Annotated in this window: 16 protein-coding genes; 8 read left to right on the forward strand and 8 right to left on the reverse strand. The window is 72.9% G+C overall.

The genetic code is table 11. The annotated features are described in order from the left end of the window. Positions 1-288: 288 nt before the first annotated feature. Positions 289-1,161: an aldo/keto reductase family oxidoreductase gene (locus ACWDYF_RS29095; RefSeq protein WP_389471638.1), complete on the reverse strand. Its 873-nt coding sequence runs from the start codon at positions 1,159-1,161 to the stop codon at positions 289-291. Between the two features lie 137 nt (positions 1,162-1,298). Here ACWDYF_RS29095 and ACWDYF_RS29100 point away from each other — a divergent pair, with 137 nt between their 5' ends. Then, positions 1,299-1,751 (forward strand): winged helix-turn-helix transcriptional regulator, encoded by a 453-nt coding sequence (locus tag ACWDYF_RS29100; RefSeq protein WP_389471643.1) that lies wholly within the window; start codon positions 1,299-1,301, stop codon positions 1,749-1,751. Positions 1,752-1,927: 176 nt separating this feature from the next. Here ACWDYF_RS29100 and ACWDYF_RS29105 read toward each other — a convergent pair whose 3' ends face one another. Next, positions 1,928-2,776: a helix-turn-helix transcriptional regulator gene (locus ACWDYF_RS29105; protein WP_381738002.1), complete on the reverse strand. Its 849-nt coding sequence runs from the start codon at positions 2,774-2,776 to the stop codon at positions 1,928-1,930. 138 nt (positions 2,777-2,914) lie between these two features. Between ACWDYF_RS29105 and ACWDYF_RS29110 the strand changes: the two genes are divergently transcribed. From ACWDYF_RS29110 to ACWDYF_RS29130, 5 genes are all read left to right on the forward strand, one after another. Next, positions 2,915-3,205 carry an Atu4866 domain-containing protein gene (locus ACWDYF_RS29110; protein WP_381738001.1) on the forward strand — a complete coding sequence of 97 codons (291 nt, stop codon included), beginning with the start codon at positions 2,915-2,917 and terminating at the stop codon, positions 3,203-3,205. Beyond that, positions 3,202-4,641: an MFS transporter gene (locus ACWDYF_RS29115; RefSeq protein WP_389471648.1), complete on the forward strand. Its 1,440-nt coding sequence runs from the start codon at positions 3,202-3,204 to the stop codon at positions 4,639-4,641. The genes ACWDYF_RS29110 and ACWDYF_RS29115 overlap by 4 nt, the downstream gene beginning before the upstream one ends. Positions 4,642-4,704: 63 nt before the next feature. Further along, positions 4,705-5,481, forward strand: coding sequence for an SDR family NAD(P)-dependent oxidoreductase (locus ACWDYF_RS29120; protein ID WP_389471651.1), 777 nt, complete (start codon positions 4,705-4,707; stop codon positions 5,479-5,481). A 93-nt stretch (positions 5,482-5,574) separates the two neighbouring features. Continuing rightward, on the forward strand, positions 5,575-6,234 hold the full coding sequence (locus ACWDYF_RS29125) for a TetR/AcrR family transcriptional regulator (protein ID WP_389471654.1): 660 nt from the start codon (positions 5,575-5,577) through the stop codon (positions 6,232-6,234). Between the two features lie 270 nt (positions 6,235-6,504). After that, on the forward strand, positions 6,505-8,037 hold the full coding sequence (locus ACWDYF_RS29130) for an epoxide hydrolase family protein (RefSeq protein WP_389471656.1): 1,533 nt from the start codon (positions 6,505-6,507) through the stop codon (positions 8,035-8,037). A 91-nt stretch (positions 8,038-8,128) separates the two neighbouring features. Here ACWDYF_RS29130 and ACWDYF_RS29135 read toward each other — a convergent pair whose 3' ends face one another. Beyond that, on the reverse strand, positions 8,129-8,770 hold the full coding sequence (locus ACWDYF_RS29135) for an MBL fold metallo-hydrolase (RefSeq protein WP_389471659.1): 642 nt from the start codon (positions 8,768-8,770) through the stop codon (positions 8,129-8,131). 95 nt (positions 8,771-8,865) lie between these two features. Here ACWDYF_RS29135 and ACWDYF_RS29140 point away from each other — a divergent pair, with 95 nt between their 5' ends. Together ACWDYF_RS29140 and ACWDYF_RS29145 are read left to right on the forward strand one after the other, a co-directional pair. Next, the gene (locus ACWDYF_RS29140; protein ID WP_389471662.1) at positions 8,866-9,291 is read left to right on the forward strand and encodes a MarR family winged helix-turn-helix transcriptional regulator; all 426 of its coding nucleotides are present in this window, start codon (positions 8,866-8,868) and stop codon (positions 9,289-9,291) included. 158 nt (positions 9,292-9,449) lie between these two features. Beyond that, positions 9,450-10,907, forward strand: coding sequence for an MFS transporter (locus ACWDYF_RS29145; RefSeq protein WP_389471664.1), 1,458 nt, complete (start codon positions 9,450-9,452; stop codon positions 10,905-10,907). An 85-nt stretch (positions 10,908-10,992) separates the two neighbouring features. On the opposite strand, the gene ACWDYF_RS29150 is transcribed toward ACWDYF_RS29145, so the two are convergent. From ACWDYF_RS29150 to ACWDYF_RS29170, 5 genes are all read right to left on the reverse strand, one after another. Further along, the gene (locus ACWDYF_RS29150; protein ID WP_381737991.1) at positions 10,993-12,984 is read right to left on the reverse strand and encodes a helix-turn-helix domain-containing protein; all 1,992 of its coding nucleotides are present in this window, start codon (positions 12,982-12,984) and stop codon (positions 10,993-10,995) included. Positions 12,985-13,060: 76 nt separating this feature from the next. After that, positions 13,061-13,861: a 3-hydroxybutyrate dehydrogenase gene (locus tag ACWDYF_RS29155; RefSeq protein WP_381737990.1), complete on the reverse strand. Its 801-nt coding sequence runs from the start codon at positions 13,859-13,861 to the stop codon at positions 13,061-13,063. Between the two features lie 54 nt (positions 13,862-13,915). Next, positions 13,916-14,395 (reverse strand): NUDIX hydrolase, encoded by a 480-nt coding sequence (locus tag ACWDYF_RS29160; protein ID WP_381737989.1) that lies wholly within the window; start codon positions 14,393-14,395, stop codon positions 13,916-13,918. Between the two features lie 79 nt (positions 14,396-14,474). After that, the gene (gene lnt / locus ACWDYF_RS29165; RefSeq protein ID WP_389471668.1) at positions 14,475-16,085 is read right to left on the reverse strand and encodes an apolipoprotein N-acyltransferase; all 1,611 of its coding nucleotides are present in this window, start codon (positions 16,083-16,085) and stop codon (positions 14,475-14,477) included. Between the two features lie 193 nt (positions 16,086-16,278). Beyond that, a complete protein-coding gene (locus tag ACWDYF_RS29170; protein ID WP_389471670.1) occupies positions 16,279-16,821 on the reverse strand; it encodes a hypothetical protein in 543 nt (180 codons plus the stop codon). Positions 16,822-16,918: the final 97 nt, after the last annotated feature.

A 16,918-nucleotide genomic window follows, 5' to 3' on the forward strand; every position in this document is an offset into this window, starting at 1 on the left:
ACACGTACGCACGCACGTACGCCATGACCGTGCCGTCGCCCTGGTGGCCACCTCGCCGTTGATCGGGTGGCGGCGACAGGGGTGAGGGCGTCCGCGACCGGGCGCGGATGTGGGCCGTCCGCGGATGTGGGCCGTCGACGGCGCGTGGCGACAGCGACCCGTCCGCGTGTCCCGCACCCGGGGGCGGGCGGGGGCACCGCCACATGCCCCTGCCGCCCGGCCGGTGGACGATGTGGCCCGGTCCCGGCCGGTGGACGATGTGCGGTCCGTGCGCGGCCCGCGCGCCGGTCAGTGGTCGATGCCGTCCAGCTCGGCCACATCCGCGCCCGAGAGGGAGAGACCAGCGCCGGTGATGTTCTCGCGCAGGTGGGCGGCGGACGAAGTGCCGGGGATGAGCAGGATGTTGGGCGAGCGCTGCATCAGCCAGGCCAGCGCGACCGCCATCGGAGTCGCCCCGAGTCGCTTCGCGACCCGCGAGAGGGCCTCGGACTGCAACGGCGTGAAGCCTCCCAGGGGGAAGAACGGCACGTAGGCGATGCCATCGGCGGCGAGGTGGTCCACGAGATCGTCGTCGTCGCGGTGGGCGAGGTTGTACATGTTCTGCACACACACGATCGGGGCGATGCCGCGTGCCTCGGCGACCTGCTCCCCCGTGACATTGCTGACGCCGAGGTGGCGGATCAGGCCCTCGTGCTGGAGGCCGACGAGCGTCTCGAACGCTTCGGCGAGCGAACCGGGCCGGGGGCCCTGGGCGTCGCCCATGCGCAGGTTGACCAGGTCGAGGGTCTCGACGCCGAGAGATCCGAGGTTCTCCTGGACCTGCCTGCGCAGGTCTTCCGGGCGCCGGGCCGTGGGCCAACCGCCCTGCGCGTCCCGCGTCGCACCCACCTTGGTGGCGATGAACAGCGACTCCGGGTAGGGATGCAGCGCTTCCCGGATCAGCTCGTTCGTGACGCGCGGTCCGTAGGCGTCGCTGGTGTCGATGTGGGTGATCCCGAGGCCGACCGCCTCACGCAGCACCGCCAGGGCGCCGTCGTGGTCGCCGGGCGGCCCCATGACCCACGGGCCGGAGAGCTGCATAGCGCCGTACCCGAACCGGGTGACGACCGCGTCACCCAGCGTCCAGGTTCCGCCGGGAAGGGTGGTGGAGGGCGTGTTCATCGTGGTGCCTTTCACTCCATGTCAGGGGGTGGTGTCTCCCGCCTCTTTGCACCAGCATTGGAGAGAAGCTTCCCATTGGGAAGTAGGCACTCAGAAGTGCGTAACCACCCAGAAGGTGAGAGGCCAGGTCAGGGGCGATGCAGGCAGACAGGGCAGACAGGGCGGACAGGGCGGACAAGAAGGCGCAGGAAAAGGCCGAGTACAACGCGTTCCTGGCGGTGTGCCCCAGCCGTCGGCTCCTCGACCGGATCTCGGACAAGTGGGTCGTCCTGATCCTGTGCGCACTGGGCGGTGACGCGCCCGGACAGCCCGGTACCTCGCACGCCGCGAAAGCGATGCGCTACTCCGAACTGGCCCGGCTGCTGGCCGGCGTCAGCCAGAAGATGCTGACCCAGACCCTGCGCTCCCTCGAACGCGACGGCTTGCTCACCCGCACCGTGACACCGACGGTCCCGGTCACCGTCACCTACGAACTGACCGAGCTCGGCCTCTCGTTGCACCACCTCACCCGCGGGCTCAGGCAGTGGGCCCAGACCCACATGGAACAAGTCCTCGCCCATCGCGAGAGCCACGACGCACGGGCTTCCTAGCGCGGACGGCCTTCACCGTCTCCGCCACCGGCCGGGAGCTGCCTGCGCAAGCAAGAGCGTGACACGGCGGACGCGACCCCCATCGCCCGGCGGAAGCGGCCCCCGATCGCCCGGCGGATGCGGACCTCGGTCGCCCGGCGGATGCGGACCTCGGTCGAAACGCCCCGGCGCGGAAGTCACTCCACGGTGGAACGCGACGCGGCTCGCCCGCTGTCGGCGTGCAGGGAGCCGAGGAGGGCCAGGGCCTGGGCGGAGGGGCTGCCCGGTTCGGCGTGGTAGATGACGAGTTGCTGACCCGGGGCGTCGCGGACGTCGAAGGACTGGTAGGTGAGGGAGAGCGGGCCGACCTCCGGGTGGAGGAGCCGCTTGGCGTCCTGGGTCTTGCCGCGCACGCTGTGCCGCGCCCACAGCCGCCGGAACTCGGCGCTGTCTTCGGCCAGTACGTCCACGAGGCGGCGCAGACGTGGGTGCTCGGGGTCGAAGCCGCTCGCCTGGCGCAGATTGGCCACGGCGGCCTGCGCGGCCCGGTCCCAGTCCTGGTAGAACTGCCGTCCGGCCGGGTCGAGGAAGGTCATGCGGGCCAGGTTGTCCGCCGGGGCGAAGGGGGCGTAGAGCGCGTCGGCCAGGGCGTTGGCGGCCAGGAGGTCGAGGGTGCGGCTCATGACGAACGCCGGGGTGTGCGCGTAGCCGTCCATCAGCTGGCGCAGCGCGGGACTCACCCGCTCCGTGGCGTGGAGGGAGCCGCCCCGCGGTGCCACCCCGGCCAGGCGGTGCAGGTGGGCGTGGGCGTCCGGGCCGAGCAGGAGGGCACGGCCGAGGGCGTCCAGCACCTGGGGCGAGGGGTGCCGCTCGCGGCCCTGCTCCAGCCGCGTGTAGTAGTCGGCGTTGACACCGGCCAGGACGGCGACCTCCTCGCGGCGCAGTCCGGCGACCCTGCGCACGCCGTGATCGGCCATGCCGACGTCCTGCGGCCGCAGGCCGGCGCGGCGCGCGCGGAGGAACTCCCCCAGGTGGTTGTCGTCCATGGGTCCCAGGCTAGGCGGTGTCCGCGCGCGCTTCCTGGGTGTGCCGCACCCAGGCGGAGAGGACCCTGGTACCCCTTCGCCGAGCTGCGCAGACTCGGTCGGGCACGACAGCTGACGCCCACCGACGAAGGGAATCCGATGACAGGCGACGCGCGCGGCGGCGACCGCACCCGCGGGAACGCCGACGTGGTCGGCATGTGGGTGACCGCGGACGGTCACATCCGCCAGGAGCTGCTGCCGGACGGGCGCTACGACGAGGCCCGGGGAGACCGGCGCAGCGCGTACACCGGCCGGTACACGGTGACCGGCGACCATCTCGACTACGTCGACGACACCGGGTTCACCGCCACCGGTGACATCCGCGACGGCGTGCTCCACCACGAGCACCTCGTGCTCCACCGCGAGGACCCGGCGGAGAAGCCCTCGTGAGGAAGCACAGCGACAGCGCCCTCGTCGCCCGTACCGACCCTCACGGCTACGCGCGGGTCTCCCCCGCACCCGGCAGCCCGGCCCTGCTGGTGCTGTGCGCGGCTCATTTCATGGACGCCATCGACCTGTCCGACGTGGGCGTGGCCCTGCCCGCGATCCAGCGCGACCTCGGCATGGCGTCGGGGTCCCTGCAATGGGTCGTGTCCGCCTACGCGCTCGGCTACGGCGGGTTCCTCCTGCTGGGCGGCCGGGTGGCCGATCTGTTCGGCCGGCGCCGCGCCTTCCTGACCGCGGTCGCCGTCTTCGGCGTGGTGAGCGTGCTGGGGGCGCTCGCGCCGACCGGCGGCCTGCTGGTCGCCGCGCGGCTGGTGAAGGGCATGGCCGCGGGCTTCCTGGCACCGGCGGCCCTCTCCCTGATCACCACCGGCTGGCCGGAGGGCCCGCGGCGCGGCCGTGCTCTCGGGTGGTACGCCACCGCCGGTGCCTGCGGCTTCGTCGGAGGGCTCGTCCTCGGCGGCGTACTGACCGAGGCGTCGTGGCGACTGGTGCTCGCGCTCCCGGTGCCCATCGCGGTGGCGGCGCTGCTCGCGGGCCTGCGGCTGCTCCCGCCGGACTCCCGGGGCGGCGCCCGCGAGAAGCTCGACATCCCCGGCGCGCTGACGGCCACCGGAGCACTGGTGCTCCTGGTCTACGCCCTCACCCGGGCTCCCTCGCACGGCTGGCTGTCCCCCGGCACCCTCGTCCTCCTCTGCGCCGCGGTCTGCCTGCTGGTCCTGTTCCTCCGCGTCGAGGCCCGTGCGCACCGGCCCCTGGTGCCGCTGTCCTTCCTCACCCGGCGCGCGACCGCCGGCGCCAATCTGACGATCTTCGCCATGTGGGGCGCGTACACGTCGTTCGCGTTCCTCGCCACGCTCTACCTACAGAACGTGCTCGGCTGGACCCCCTTGCAGACCGCCGGGGCCTTCGTCCCGCTGGGCCTCGTCAACGGCGCGCTGGCGCCGTTCGCGGGGCGGATCGCGGCCCGGCTGGGTACACGCAGGGTCATCGCCGCCGGGATGCTGCTCCTCGCGCTGTCCTACGCCCTGTTCTTCCGGATCGGCCCCGGCAGCCCCTTCCTCACCGTGGTCCTGCCGGTCATGGCCGTCAACGGGATCGGCACCGCCGCGACCTTTCCCGCGCTGAACATGAGCGCGGTCGCCGACGTGCCCGACCGGGACCAGGGACTGGCGGGAGCCCTGCTCAACACGTTCATGCAGATCGGCGGTGCCGTCGTCCTCGCTCTCGTCACCGCGGTCGTCGACGCCGGGCAACGGACGCACCCCGGCGACCCCCTGGCGGGCTACGGCCCCGGCACCGCGGTCATCGTCGCCACCGTGCTGGCCGGGCTGGGCGTCACCGTCCTCATCCGGCACCGGCCCGGCGGCCGGGCCCGCTGACGACGGTCCCGCGTCCCGCCTCTCTCCCCCTTCCGCACCGATCCCACCAGGAAGCGCACCCGAATGACATCCACGACACCGTCCGCCGAAGCCGCCGTAGCCGCCGAGTTCGCCGGGAGGACGGCCCTCGTCACCGGTGCCGCGCGCGGCATCGGCAAGGAGACCGTCGCCCTCCTCCACGCCCGCGGCGCACACGTCGTCGCCCTCGACACACGTCCCGAACTCGCCGTGCTGTCGGACGAGTTGCCGGGGGTCGTGACCGTGACCGGCGACGTCACCGCGGAAGAATCCGCCACCCGCGCGGTAGGTGCCGCCATGGACGCGTTCGGCGGCCTGGACATCCTGGTCAACAACGCCGGCCGCACCCTGAACAAGCCCGTCACGCACACCACCGCCCAGGACTGGGACAGCGTCATGGACGTCAACGCCCGCGGCGCCTTCCTCTTCGCCCGCGAGGCCTTCCGCGCCATGGAGCAGCGCGGCGGCGGCGCCATCGTCAGCACCGGTTCCTACGCGTCCACCGTCGGCCTGCCCGCGGGCGCCGCGTACAGCGCGTCGAAGGGGGCCCTCGCCCAGCTGACCAAGGTGCTGGCCCTGGAGGGCGGCCCCCTGGGCATCCGCGCGAACCTCGTCGCCGCGGGTGTGGTCGAGACCGACTTCCTCGACACCTTCCGCCCCGACAGCCGCGCCTACCTGGCGTCCTTCGCGGACGTCCATCCCCTGGGAAGGGTGGCGCGGCCCAGCGAGATCGCCGAAGTCCTCTGCTTCCTCGCCTCGCCGCGGTCGTCCTTCGTCACGGGCGCCGTACTCGCCGCGGACGGCGGGTTCACCGCGGCCTGATCCGCCGTCCGCCGTCCGCTTGTCCGCGGGTCGCGGGTCACCGCGCCGCCCGGATAAGAACGTTCGTTCCTAACGTAGTGTACGTTTGTTCTTATGCAGAGGAGAGAAGAGCCGGGAGAGCACGGAGAGCACGGAGAGCACGGAGAGCCTGGAGAGCACGGGGCGGCGGGTGGTGCGGGGCGCCGCTCCCGCCGCCACGATCCACGGCGCCGGGAGCGCGTACTCGACGCCGCGCTGGATGTGCTCGTCGAGGACGGCGTAGCCGGAATCACCCACCGCAAGGTCGCCGCCCGCGCGGACGTGCCGCTGGGCTCCGTCACCTATCACTTCGCGAGCCTGACCGAGCTGTGCGCGCAGGCGTTCGCGCGGTACGTCGAGCTGCGGACCGCCGAGTACGAAGCCCTCTTCACCGAGGTGTCCTCCCACGAGGAACTCATCGACGTTCTGGTGGAACTGGTGCGGGGCGGGCCGTCCCGGGACCGCAGCGCGGTACTCGGCTTCGAGCTGCATCTGGCCGCGCTGCGCGATCCCGCGCTGCGCGCGCTGACCCAGGAGTGGACCAGGTCGAGCCGCGCGGTGCTGGCCCGCTTCACCGGGGCCGGGACCGCGGCCCGCCTCGACGCCCTCCTGGAAGGCATGATCATGCACACGTTGCTGTCCACGGAGCGGGAACCGCGTGCGACGACCCGGGCGGCCATCGTGCAGACGCTCGGTCCGGCCACCGGACCCGGCACGCGAACACCCGGCACGTGAACACCCGCCCCCCGGACCCGCGCGCCGCCAGGACGGCGAAGGCCGTCCGCTCGATGCACCTGGTCTTCACCCCCCTCGGCCTGGCCGGGTCGACCTGGACGTCCCGCCTGCCGCAGATCCAGGAGCGCATGGGCCTGGACACCGCGTCGGTCCGCCTTCTGCTGCTGCTCCTGGCGGGACTTCTCGTCCTGGGCACCGCCACGGGGTTCTGGGACGTCGCGGTGAGCGTGCACGCGGCGCGCGCTGGAACGACGGCTCGGGCGGGCCCTGATGCCCCGCTTCTTCGCGGGATTCAGCGCCGGCACCGTGGCGGGCGCCTGCCTCGGCGCACTGATGACGATGCTGCGCGTTCCGGTGAGCCTGCACATCGGGGCGGTCGCCCTGCTCGTCGCCCTGGCGACACCGGCGGCCGTCGGCACCCTCGCCTACGCCGCTTTCCTCACGGCCGTCACGCCAGGCCGCCGGCTCGGACCGCTGACCGTCGACCGCCTGGGCAGGCCCGGCGCCTTGCGCGCGGCGGCCCCGCCGCCGCCGTGGCCGCGTCCCTCCCCCTCGCCCCCGCCCTGCGCGCCGCCCCGCACACCACGCGCCGGGACGCGGCCGACACCGCAACCGACACCCCCACCCCCTGAGCACCGACCCGCCGAGGAGCGCACCGTGCCGACCACCACCCCCGTCATCGAGGTCAGCGACGCCGGCCTGGAGGACCTCCGTGCCCGGCTGCGCGCCACCCGGTGGCCCGAGCCCTGGCCGGTCGACGGCTGGGAGGCGGGCACCGACGCCACCGAACTCCGCCGCCTCGTCGCGTACTGGGCCTCGGACTACGACTGGCGGACCCACGAAGCCGCCGTCAACGCCCTGCCGTCCCGCTTCGCCGACATCGACGGCACCCCCGTGCACTACCTCCGATACGACGCCGAACATCCGGACGCCCTGCCGATCGTGCTCACCCACGGCTGGCCGAGCACCGTCCTGGAACTCACCGCCCTCGCCGAGCGGCTGGCCGCCCCGTCCCGCCACGGTGGTGACGCCCGGGACGCGTTCACCGTGATCGTCCCCTCACTGCCCGGTTTCGCCTTCTCCCCCCAGCGGCCCGCCCTCACCGGCGCCGAGCAGACCCACGAGCTCTGGCACCGGCTGATGCACGGCCACCTCGGCTTCCGGCAGTACGCGGCCCACGGCGGGGACCTCGGCGCCGGCATCACCTCCCGGCTCGCCGAGGCCCACCCCGAGTCCGTCGTCGGCATCCACCTGCTCGCCGCAGCGGCACCGGCCGGGCACGACCCGGCCTCGCTGACGCCCGAGGAGCAGGCCCATCTCGCCTCCGTCGCGGCCTGGCAGACGGAGGAGGGGGGTTACCTGCACCAGCAGAACACCCGCCCCCTCACCCTCGCGCCCGCCCTCAGCGACTCACCCGCCGGACTGCTCTCCTGGATCCTGGAGAAGTACCGCGCGTGGAGCGACTGCGGAGGCGACCTGCCGAGCCGCTTCAGCGACGACTTCCTCCTCACCCAGGCGTCCCTCTACTGGTTCACCGGCACCATCTCCACGTCCTTCCGCCCGTACTACGAGTACGCCCGCCATCTGACCCGCCGGGTACGGCGGGTGGACGTCCCCACCGCCCTCGCGCTGTTCCCCGTCGACCTCTCCCTGCCGCCGCGGAGCTGGGCCGAACGCACCTACCGCCTCACGCGCTACACCCGCATGCCCCGCGGCGGACACTTCGCCGCCCACGAGGAACCCGCCCTGCTCGCCGACGACATCACCGCGTTCCTCCGTGATCTCCGCCCCCACCGCCCCTGAGCCGCACGGCCGTGCGCGTACGTCCGTGGAAGGCAGCGGGCCGGGGACGGGCGGGCGAGGGAGAGAGGGAGGGAGGCGCCTCCCCCGCCCGTCAACCGAGCCGGGCACTCATGCCCGGGGCCAACCGGCGGTAGCGGGTCGGGACTCCGGGACCGCGCTCACCGAGAAAGCCCTCGACCATGGCGGTGCCGGTGTCGTTGAGGGCGCCGTCGTGCACGGCGTAGGCATCGCGGGGAGCGACCTCGCGCAGATAGTCGATCAGGTCGCCGACAGTGGACCAGGGAGCGTGCACCGGCAGCAGCAGCGTGTCGACCGGAGCGCCGGGGACGGTGAGAGCGTCGCCGGGATGGAAGAGGGCTCCGTCCACCAGGAAGCCCACGTTGGGGATGCGGGGGACATCCGGGTGGATGACCGCGTGCCAGGCCCCGTGAACAGTGATGTCGAAGCCCGCCGCACTGAAGGCGTCCCCCTCCCCGGTGACGGCGACCTGCGCGCCCAGCCCGTCCAGTCGCTTCGCGACGGAGGAGTTGGTCCAGATGCGCAGCCCCGGACGCGCGGCGGCGGCCCGGCGCAGCGCCTCCTCGGAGAAGTGGTCGAAGTGCTCATGCGTCACGAGCACGGCGTCGGCGCCTTCCCACGCTCTCTGGTCGGTCAGACCGCCCGGGTCGATGACGAGGCGACGCCCGTCCTTCTCCAGCCGCACACACGCATGACCGAATTTGGTGAGTTCCATGACCGGCATACCGCTCCGCCTTACCTCAACTTACTTGCACAACCAGACTGTACAATCAGACTGTACAACTGAGTAGCGCGGGCTAGGATGCCCCCATGGACGAAGACGCGCTGGCCGAGGAACTGCGGCGGTCGCTCGGCGACCTGGTCCGGGCGGTGCGGACCGTGGACACCATGCCGCCCGGCGAGGCCGCCGTTCTCGGCTACCTCGACCGTGACGGCCCCCTGACCACAGCGGACCTCGCCCGCCTGCGCGGCGTCACACACCAGTCGGCGGCCAAGTCGGTGAAGAACCTCTCCGCCGAGGGCCTGGTCCGCGGCGAGCGACACCCCGACGACGGCCGCAAACTGCTGCTGCACCTCACCGACGACGGCCGCTCCCGCCTCCAACGGGAACGCACTCTCCGCGCGGACGCCCTCGGTGCCGCGATCCGCGAGGTCTTCACACCCGACGAAATACTGCGACTCGGCGCGTCCGTCACCCTGCTGTCCCGCCTGACGGCCCACCTCACCGGGAACTGACCGTCCGTCGCAGTTCCCTGCCGCCTCCATGGTGTACACGCGCACTCCAGCACCCAGAACTATGGTGTCCCACCACATACGCCTCTGACCTGCACGTTCCTACGGTGTGGCGACACACGACACGTAGTCGTCCCCGCCGAACGCCAGGAAGTGGTGCCATGTCCTCCCCCGCGACCGCTCCGCCAGCCCCTTCGAACCTGTCCCGGATCGTCGCCGCCAGCCTGATCGGTACGACGATCGAGTGGTACGACTTCTTCTTGTACGGGTCCGCCGCCGCGCTCGTGTTCAACAAGCTGTTCTTCCCGGACTCGGATCCGCTGGTGGGGACGCTGCTGTCGTTCCTGACGTACGCGGTCGGGTTCGCGGCGCGGCCGCTGGGTGCGCTGGTGTTCGGGCACTACGGCGACCGGCTGGGACGCAAGAAGCTGCTGGTGCTCAGCCTGCTCATGATGGGCGGGGCGACGTTCGCCATCGGGCTGCTGCCCACCCACGCGAGCGTGGGCTCGGCGGCTCCGGTGCTGCTCACCACCCTGCGGCTCGTGCAGGGGTTCGCGCTCGGCGGGGAATGGGGCGGGGCCGTGCTGCTGGTGTCGGAGCACGGGGACGCGCGGCGGCGGGGCTTCTGGGCCTCCTGGCCGCAGACCGGCGCACCGGCGGGGCAACTGCTCGCCACGGGTGTGCTGTCGCTGCTGACCGCCGTACTGTCCGACGACGCCTTCGGCAGTTGGGGCTGGCGGATCCCGTTCCTGCTGTCCGGGGTGCTCGTCATGGTCGGTCTGTGGATCCGTCTGTCCGTGGACGAGTCACCCGTGTTCCGTCAGGCCCTGGCACAGGCCGAGGCGCGCAAGGCGGCACGGGCGGACGATCCCGGCGCCCAGGAGGAGAGGCTGCCGCTCGTCTCCGTACTGCGGCACCACTGGCGTGACGTCCTGATCGCGATGGGCGCGCGCATGGCGGAGAACATCAGCTACTACGTCATCACCGCCTTCATCCTCGTCTACGCCACCACGTCCGCCGGAGTGTCCAAGCAGACCGCGCTCAACGCCGTACTGATCGCCTCCGCCGTGCACTTCGCGGTGATCCCCGCCTGGGGCGCCCTCTCCGACCGGATCGGACGCCGCCCGGTCTACCTGCTGGGCGCGGCCGGTGTCGGCCTGTGGATGTTCCCGTTCTTCGCGCTGATCGACACCGGCGGCTTCGGCAACCTCATCCTCGCGGTGACCGTGGGCCTCGTCCTGCACGGCGCCATGTACGCCCCGCAGGCCGCCTTCTTCTCCGAGATGTTCGCCACCCGGATGCGCTACTCGGGAGCGTCCATCGGCGCCCAGTTCGCCTCGGTCGCCGCGGGCGCGCCCGCCCCGCTGATCGCCACGGCCCTCCTCTCCGACTACGACAGCTCGACCCCGATCTCCCTCTACGTCATCGCCGCGTCGGTGCTGACGCTGATCGCCGTGGGCGTGGCCAAGGAGACCCGGCACCGTGATCTCGCCGCCGCCGAGGACGCCGACACCTCCTCCGCTGCCGTCGGCCAGAGTGCCGCTGCCAGTGCCGGTGCCGGTGCCGTGAAGGACGGTGAGCCCTCGACGGACGGCGCCGACACCGCCCGCACCGTCTGACTCCGCCGCTCTCTCCTCCGCCCTCCCTCCCCCTCCCCCCTCCCCCTCCCCCTCCCCCCACCTCCCCCTCCCTCCTTCCTTCTGATCAACCCCGTGCAGGCGAGGACAGCCGGTGCAGCCGCAGGGCGAGCTGGATCTCCAGGACGCGGGCGGGTGTCTGCCAGTCCTCGCCGAGCAGGCGGCCGACGCGTTCCAGGCGCTGGGCGACGGTGTTGACGTGGACGTGGAGTTCGTCCTTGGTGCGGACGGGGCTCATCCCGCAGGCGAAATACGCCTCCAGGGTGCGTACGAGGTCCGTGCCCCGGCGGTCGTCGTAGGCGGTGACCCGGCCTATGGTGCGGTCCACGAACCCGGCGACATCACGCTCCCCGGCCAGGAGCAGGCCGAGGAACCCGAAGTCCTCGGCGGCGGCGCCGTCGCCGGTGCGGCCGAGCAGGCGCAGAGCCTCCAGGCTGCGCTGGGCCTCGGCGTAGGCGGCCGTGGCCGTGCCCGGGTGGGCGGCCAGGTCGCCGACGGGCGCGGAGGCGCCCACCGTGACCGCCTCGTGGACGGCGGTGCCCAGGTGCCGGGCGGTGCGGCGGGCCAGTTCCGTCGCGGTGGCGCCGCGCTGGAGGGGCAGCAGGAGGACCGTACCGCCGTCGCGGGCGGCGGCGAGGCCGTGCCGGGTGGCGGCCAGGTGGGAGGCGGCCGACCACAGCCGACGGCGGGCGTCGGCCTCCTGGTCCGCGTCGGCTGCGGGTGTGTCGAGGCGGGCGGCGAGGACGACGTACGTGGCGTCCAGGTCGGCGTGCAGCCGGGTGGCGCGCTCGCGCAGCAGGCGGGGGTCGCGGTCACGGGCGTCCAGGAGATCGTCGAGGAGTTCGCCGCGGACGCGCTGCTCGGCCTCGGCGGCGGAGCGGCGGGCGAGCAGGAGCAGGGAGGTGACCATCGCGGCGCGCTCCAGGGTGCGCTGGTCGACGGGGTCGAGACCGCGGTGGCCGCGGAGCACGAGTGCGCCGAGCAGTTCGCCGCCCGTGGTGACGGCGGCGACCCAGTCGTCGCCGTGGCGCACCGCGTGTCCTTCGGCCCGGGACGCCTCCAGGGCGTCGGCGGGTGCCGCGGCGGCTTCGCTGAACTCGACGGTGCCGTCCTCCAGGACCTGGGAGACGGCGGCTGCCACGTCGTGGACTCCGCCGCCGCGCAGGACCAGTTCGGCGAGGCGGTCGTGGACGTCGGAGGCGCGTTCGATGACGGCGCTGCGGTCGCGGATGATCTCGTTGGCGCGTTCCAGTCCGGCGAGGGCGGCGCGGGTCTCGGTGAGCAGGTTGGCGCTGTCGATGGCGGCCGCGGCGAGGGCGGCGAAGGAGCCGAGCAGGGCGATCTGCTCCCGTTCGAAGACCCGGGCCCGGCGGTCGGCGGCGAACAGTACGCCGATGACGTGCGGGCCGAGCATGAGCGGGACGCCGAGGATGGCGACGAGTCCTTCGTCCTGCACGCCCGCGTCGATGGTGCCGGTGTGCTGGAACCGGGCGTCCTCGAAGTAGTCGTCGGTGACGTACGGGCGGGCCGTCTGGGCGACCAGGCCGCCGAGTCCCTCGCCCATGCCCAGGCGCAGTTGCTGGAAGCGGGCGGCCACCGAGCCCTCGGTGACCCGCATGTAGGTGTCCTTGCGGGCGGGGTCGTTGAGCGTGAGGTAGGCGACGTCGGTGCCGAGGAGCGACCGGGCGCGCTGCACGATGGCCTGGAGCACCGCGTCGAGGTCTCTGAGACCGGCCAGGTCGTGGGCGGTCTCGAACAGGGCCGACAGCTCGGCCTCGCGGCGTCTGCGTCCTTCCAGTTCCGCGCGTACGCGCAGGGCGAGCAGTTTTGCGTGGTCGAGGGCGGCGATCCACTCGGCGGACCGGCCTTCGGCGCGGGCGAGCAGCACCGGTTGTTCGTAGGCGGTGGCGGGTGCGCCGCGGGCCAGCAGTTCGAGGAACGGGGTGCCCGCGCTGCCGTCGGGCGGGGGTGCGGCGCCGCCGGGCAGGGCGGCGGTGCCGGTCGGCGGGCCCGCGTCGGCGGCGGGGCGCCCGGCGGACTGCGCGTGATCGCTGGACATGCTCACAGGATTCCCCATCGGCCCGTGGTCCGCCGGGCCCTGTGGAAAACTCCGCTCCCGGTGGCGACGGCGCAGGTCAGTGGGCGGTCCAGCCGCCGTCGAGGACCAGCGAGCTGCCGGTGACGAAGGAGCCGTGCGGGCCGCACAGGTAGGCCACGGCCTCGGCGACCTCTTCCGGTTCGATCAGGCGTTTGACGGCGCTGTCCTTCAGCAGGATGTCGGACAGGACCCGCTCCTCGGGTACGCCGTGGGCCTCGGCCTGGTCGGCGAGCTGCCGTTCGACCAGGGGGGTGCGCACATAGGCGGGGTTGACGCAGTTGGAGGTGACTCCGTGCGGGGCGCCTTCGAGGGCGGCCGTCTTGGAGAGACCTTCGAGGCCGTGCTTGGCGGCGACGTACGCCGATTTGTAGGCGGAGGCGCGCAGGCCGTGCACCGAGGAGATGTTGACGATCCGGCCCCAGCCTTGTCCGTACATGTGGGGCAGGGCGCCGCGGATGAGCCGGAAGGGTGCTTCGAGCATCACGGTCAGCACGGTGTGGAAGACGTCGGGCGGGAACTCCTCGATGGGGCGTACGAGCTGGATCCCGGCGTTGTTGACGAGTACGTCGGTGCCCGCCGCCGCGTGTTCGGCGGCGTCGAGGTCGGTGAGGTCGAGGACGTGGGGTTCGAGGACGCCCGGGAGGTGGGCGGAGTGTCCGGCGAGTGCGGCCAGGCCCTCCGCGTCCCGGTCGACGGCTTTGACCTTGGCTCCCGCGGCGGCCAGCCGGAGCGCGCAGGCGCGGCCGATCCCGCCGGCGGCGCCCGTGACGAGCGCGGTGCGACCGTCGAGGTCGAGCGGAGGGCCTTGTGGGGCAGGGTGCGGGCTGGGCGAGGTCATGTGTCGACCTTAGGCAGGGCCCCCGCCCCACTACATGTGGGCGCGGCCCACACTTCAGCCAAGGTCCGTAGTGTCGAACCACGTGGGGGCGTCGGACAGGGCCTGCTTGATCCGGAACAGGGCGAACTCGTCCAGCTCGGGCAGCGCGTCCACCGTGAACCAGCCCACCTCGAGTGATTCGTCGTCGTTGACCCGGGCCTCGCCGCCCACGGCACGGCAGCGGAAGGTGATGTCCATGTACTGGCAGACGTCGCCGTTGGCGTAGGTGACGGGGGACAGCGCCTGGACCAGGACCACCCGTTCGGTGACGCAGTGCACCGCGGTCTCCTCGTGCACCTCGCGCACGGCGCAGGCGGCGGGCTGCTCCCCGGGCTCGGGGATCCCGCCGATCACCGACCACCTGCCGGTGTCGGAGCGGCGGCCCAGCAGGACCCTGCCCTCGTCGTCGAAGACCACGGCGGTGACCCCGGGCAGCCACAGCAGCTGGGTGCCCGCCGAGGCCCGGATCGTGCGGATGAAGTCAGGAGTAGCCATGGGGCCGACCCTAACGGGCGGACGTCCCAGGTCACCGCCCGATCCACGGGGCGGCCGGGCGCGTCCGCCCGGCGTACGGTCACACGTCCCGGGCGCGCCGCCCGCGCACACCGGCTCCGATCGCCCAGCCCACGCCGCCCGCTGCGACCAGGACGAGGGCGAGTTCCGGCAGGACGCCCAGCTCGGTGGCGGGCGTGCGCGAGGAGCGCAGGGGCACCTTCTGGACGAGGTGGGCCGGGACGAACATGCCGGTCTTCTGCGTGATGCGGCCGTCGGGCATGATGACCGCGCTGACGCCGCTGGTCACCGGGACGGTGACGGTGCGGCTGTGCTCGACCGCGCGGACGCGGGACATCGCGAGCTGCTGGTAGGTCATCTCGCTGCGGTCGAAGGTCGCGTTGTTGCTCGGTACGGAGATCATCTGCGCGCCGTGGGTGACCGTGTCGCGCACGGCCCAGTCGAAGGCGGCCTCGTAGCAGGTGGCCAGGCCGATCCGGGTGCCGCCGACGGTGAACACGCCCGGCTCGGTGCCCCGGCTGAAGTCCTGCCGGACCATGGAGGTCCAGTCGCCGTTGATCGCGCCGAGCAGCGAGCGCAGCGGCAGGTACTCGCCGAAGGGCTGGATCTGCCGCTTGTCGTACGTCTGGAGGGGGCCCTTGACCGGGTCCCACAGGATCTGTTCGTTGTACAGCCTGCCGTCGCGTTCCACGACGCTGCCGATCGAGATGGGCGCCCCGATCGCCTTGGCGGCCTGGTCGACGACCAGGCGCGCGTCCGGGAACTCCAGGGGGTCGATGTCGGAGGAGTTCTCCGGCCAGAGCACCACGTCGGGCCGGGGCGCCTTGCCCTCCTCGACCTCGGCCGCCAGCCGCTCGGTCTCCCGCGCGTGGTAGTCGAGCACGGCGCGGCGCTGGGCGTTGAACTCCAGGCCCGCGCGCGGCACGTTGCCCTGGATCAGCGCGACGGTGGCGGTGCCGTTCTCGGCCTTGTCGCTCACCAGGGTGCGGGCCGCCAGCGCGCCGCCCACCGGTACGGCCACGCTCAGCAGCGCGACGGCGGCGGCCGGGCGCCGCAGGGTCCCGGTGCGCCGGCCGTGGACCGCCAGGCGTACGGCCTCGCACAGGCCGAAGCCGCACAGGACGACCGCGAAGCCGAGCACGGGGGTGCCGCCGACCGCGGCCAGCGGCAGGAACACGCCGTCCGCCTGGCCGAAGGCGACCTTGCCCCAGGGGAAGCCGTGGAAGGGCACGCGCGCGCGTGCCGCCTCGCCGGTGATCCACAGGGCCGCCGCCCACACCGGCCAGGCGGGCAGCCTGGAGACCGCCGCGACGCCGACGCCCACCAGGGCGACGAAGAGTGCCTCCACGGCGGCCAGCGCCAGCCAGGGGCCGGGGCCGACCTCCACGCCGGTCCACACCAGCAGGGGCAGCAGGAAGCCGAGGCCGAAGAGATAGCCGAGGCCGAGCGCCGCCTTCCAGGTGCGCCCGCGCAGTACCCAGCCGAAGGCGGCGAAGGCGGGCAGGGCCAGCCACCACAGGGTCCGCGGCGGGAAGCTGACGTAGAGGAGGAGGCCGGACAGTGCCGCCACGACGGCGGGTACGAGCCGGACGAGTCGCGCGGGCCAGGGTGCGCGGGCGGAGGGCGGGCCCACCCGGTCCGACTCGTCGACGGAGGTTGCGGTGACGGTCACCCCGGGAGTGTACGGCGGCTTTCCTGCCCCTTGACAGCACGGTGCACGGGCGTGAACCGGTGTCCGGGCCGTCACCGGCGCGCGTACGGCGGACGGGAACGGCGGGGGGCGGAATCACGGACTCCGGACCTGGGGCTTCCGAGAGGCCGCCCCGGTCGTGGCTCCGGGGCCCGCGCGGTGGTGGCCCGCGGGCTCAGGCCGGGCCGGGTGTCGGCGGGCGCAGCCGGGCCCTGATCACCCGGACCGCTGATTCGGCGTTGTCGACGGTGATCGTGAAGGTGTGGCCGTCCCACAGACGCAGCACGACGCCCTCGCCGCGCCGTACGACCACCGCGGTGCCCTTCTCGGGCCGCCAGCGGTAGCCCCAGCCGCCCCAGTGGCGCGGGGTGACATGGGGGACGAAGTCCGCGCCCGCCACATGGGCCAGCGGAATACGGCGGCGCGGCAGACCGATGTGGCCGCAGCGCACCTCCAGGGACTCCTTGTCGACCTTGAGGGCGACATGGACGAAGGCGAGGGTGCCGAAGAGGACCAGCAGTCCGGCCGCGATGCAGCCCACGACGGACATCACCAGCGCGAGAACGCCGGAACTCCAGGCGGAGTCGACGGCCAGCTCGATGCCGAGCGCCAGGCAGGCGGCGCCGACGAGCGCCAGCAGCCACTGGAACCGGTTGGTGGCCCGCCCTGTCCACACCTCGGGATGCGGGCCGTTCTCGACACGGGAAGGGTCCCTCATGCCTTCGAGGTTACTCAGGTTTCGCCGCCTGGGTAGCGCGTCGCACACGGGGAGTGTCCCGGGCGCTCGCCCGCGCGGGCGCACGACCGGCCCCGGG

It is taken from the genome of Streptomyces sp. NPDC003284 (assembly GCF_053589675.1).

Bases quoted from the DNA above. Each gene is read 5' to 3' on its own strand.
- ACWDYF_RS29095 (WP_389471638.1), bottom strand. From the start codon at position 1,161: ATGAACACGCCCTCCACCACCCTTCCCGGCGGAACCTGGACGCTGGGT.
- ACWDYF_RS29100 (WP_389471643.1), top strand. From the start codon at position 1,299: ATGCAGGCAGACAGGGCAGACAGGGCGGACAGGGCGGACAAGAAGGCG.
- ACWDYF_RS29105 (WP_381738002.1), bottom strand. From the start codon at position 2,776: ATGGACGACAACCACCTGGGGGAGTTCCTCCGCGCGCGCCGCGCCGGC.
- ACWDYF_RS29110 (WP_381738001.1), top strand. From the start codon at position 2,915: ATGACAGGCGACGCGCGCGGCGGCGACCGCACCCGCGGGAACGCCGAC.
- ACWDYF_RS29120 (WP_389471651.1), top strand. From the start codon at position 4,705: ATGACATCCACGACACCGTCCGCCGAAGCCGCCGTAGCCGCCGAGTTC.
- ACWDYF_RS29125 (WP_389471654.1), top strand. From the start codon at position 5,575: ATGCAGAGGAGAGAAGAGCCGGGAGAGCACGGAGAGCACGGAGAGCAC.
- ACWDYF_RS29130 (WP_389471656.1), top strand. From the start codon at position 6,505: ATGCCCCGCTTCTTCGCGGGATTCAGCGCCGGCACCGTGGCGGGCGCC.
- ACWDYF_RS29135 (WP_389471659.1), bottom strand. From the start codon at position 8,770: ATGGAACTCACCAAATTCGGTCATGCGTGTGTGCGGCTGGAGAAGGAC.
- ACWDYF_RS29140 (WP_389471662.1), top strand. From the start codon at position 8,866: ATGGACGAAGACGCGCTGGCCGAGGAACTGCGGCGGTCGCTCGGCGAC.
- ACWDYF_RS29145 (WP_389471664.1), top strand. From the start codon at position 9,450: ATGTCCTCCCCCGCGACCGCTCCGCCAGCCCCTTCGAACCTGTCCCGG.
- ACWDYF_RS29150 (WP_381737991.1), bottom strand. From the start codon at position 12,984: ATGTCCAGCGATCACGCGCAGTCCGCCGGGCGCCCCGCCGCCGACGCG.
- ACWDYF_RS29155 (WP_381737990.1), bottom strand. From the start codon at position 13,861: ATGACCTCGCCCAGCCCGCACCCTGCCCCACAAGGCCCTCCGCTCGAC.
- ACWDYF_RS29160 (WP_381737989.1), bottom strand. From the start codon at position 14,395: ATGGCTACTCCTGACTTCATCCGCACGATCCGGGCCTCGGCGGGCACC.
- ACWDYF_RS29170 (WP_389471670.1), bottom strand. From the start codon at position 16,821: ATGAGGGACCCTTCCCGTGTCGAGAACGGCCCGCATCCCGAGGTGTGG.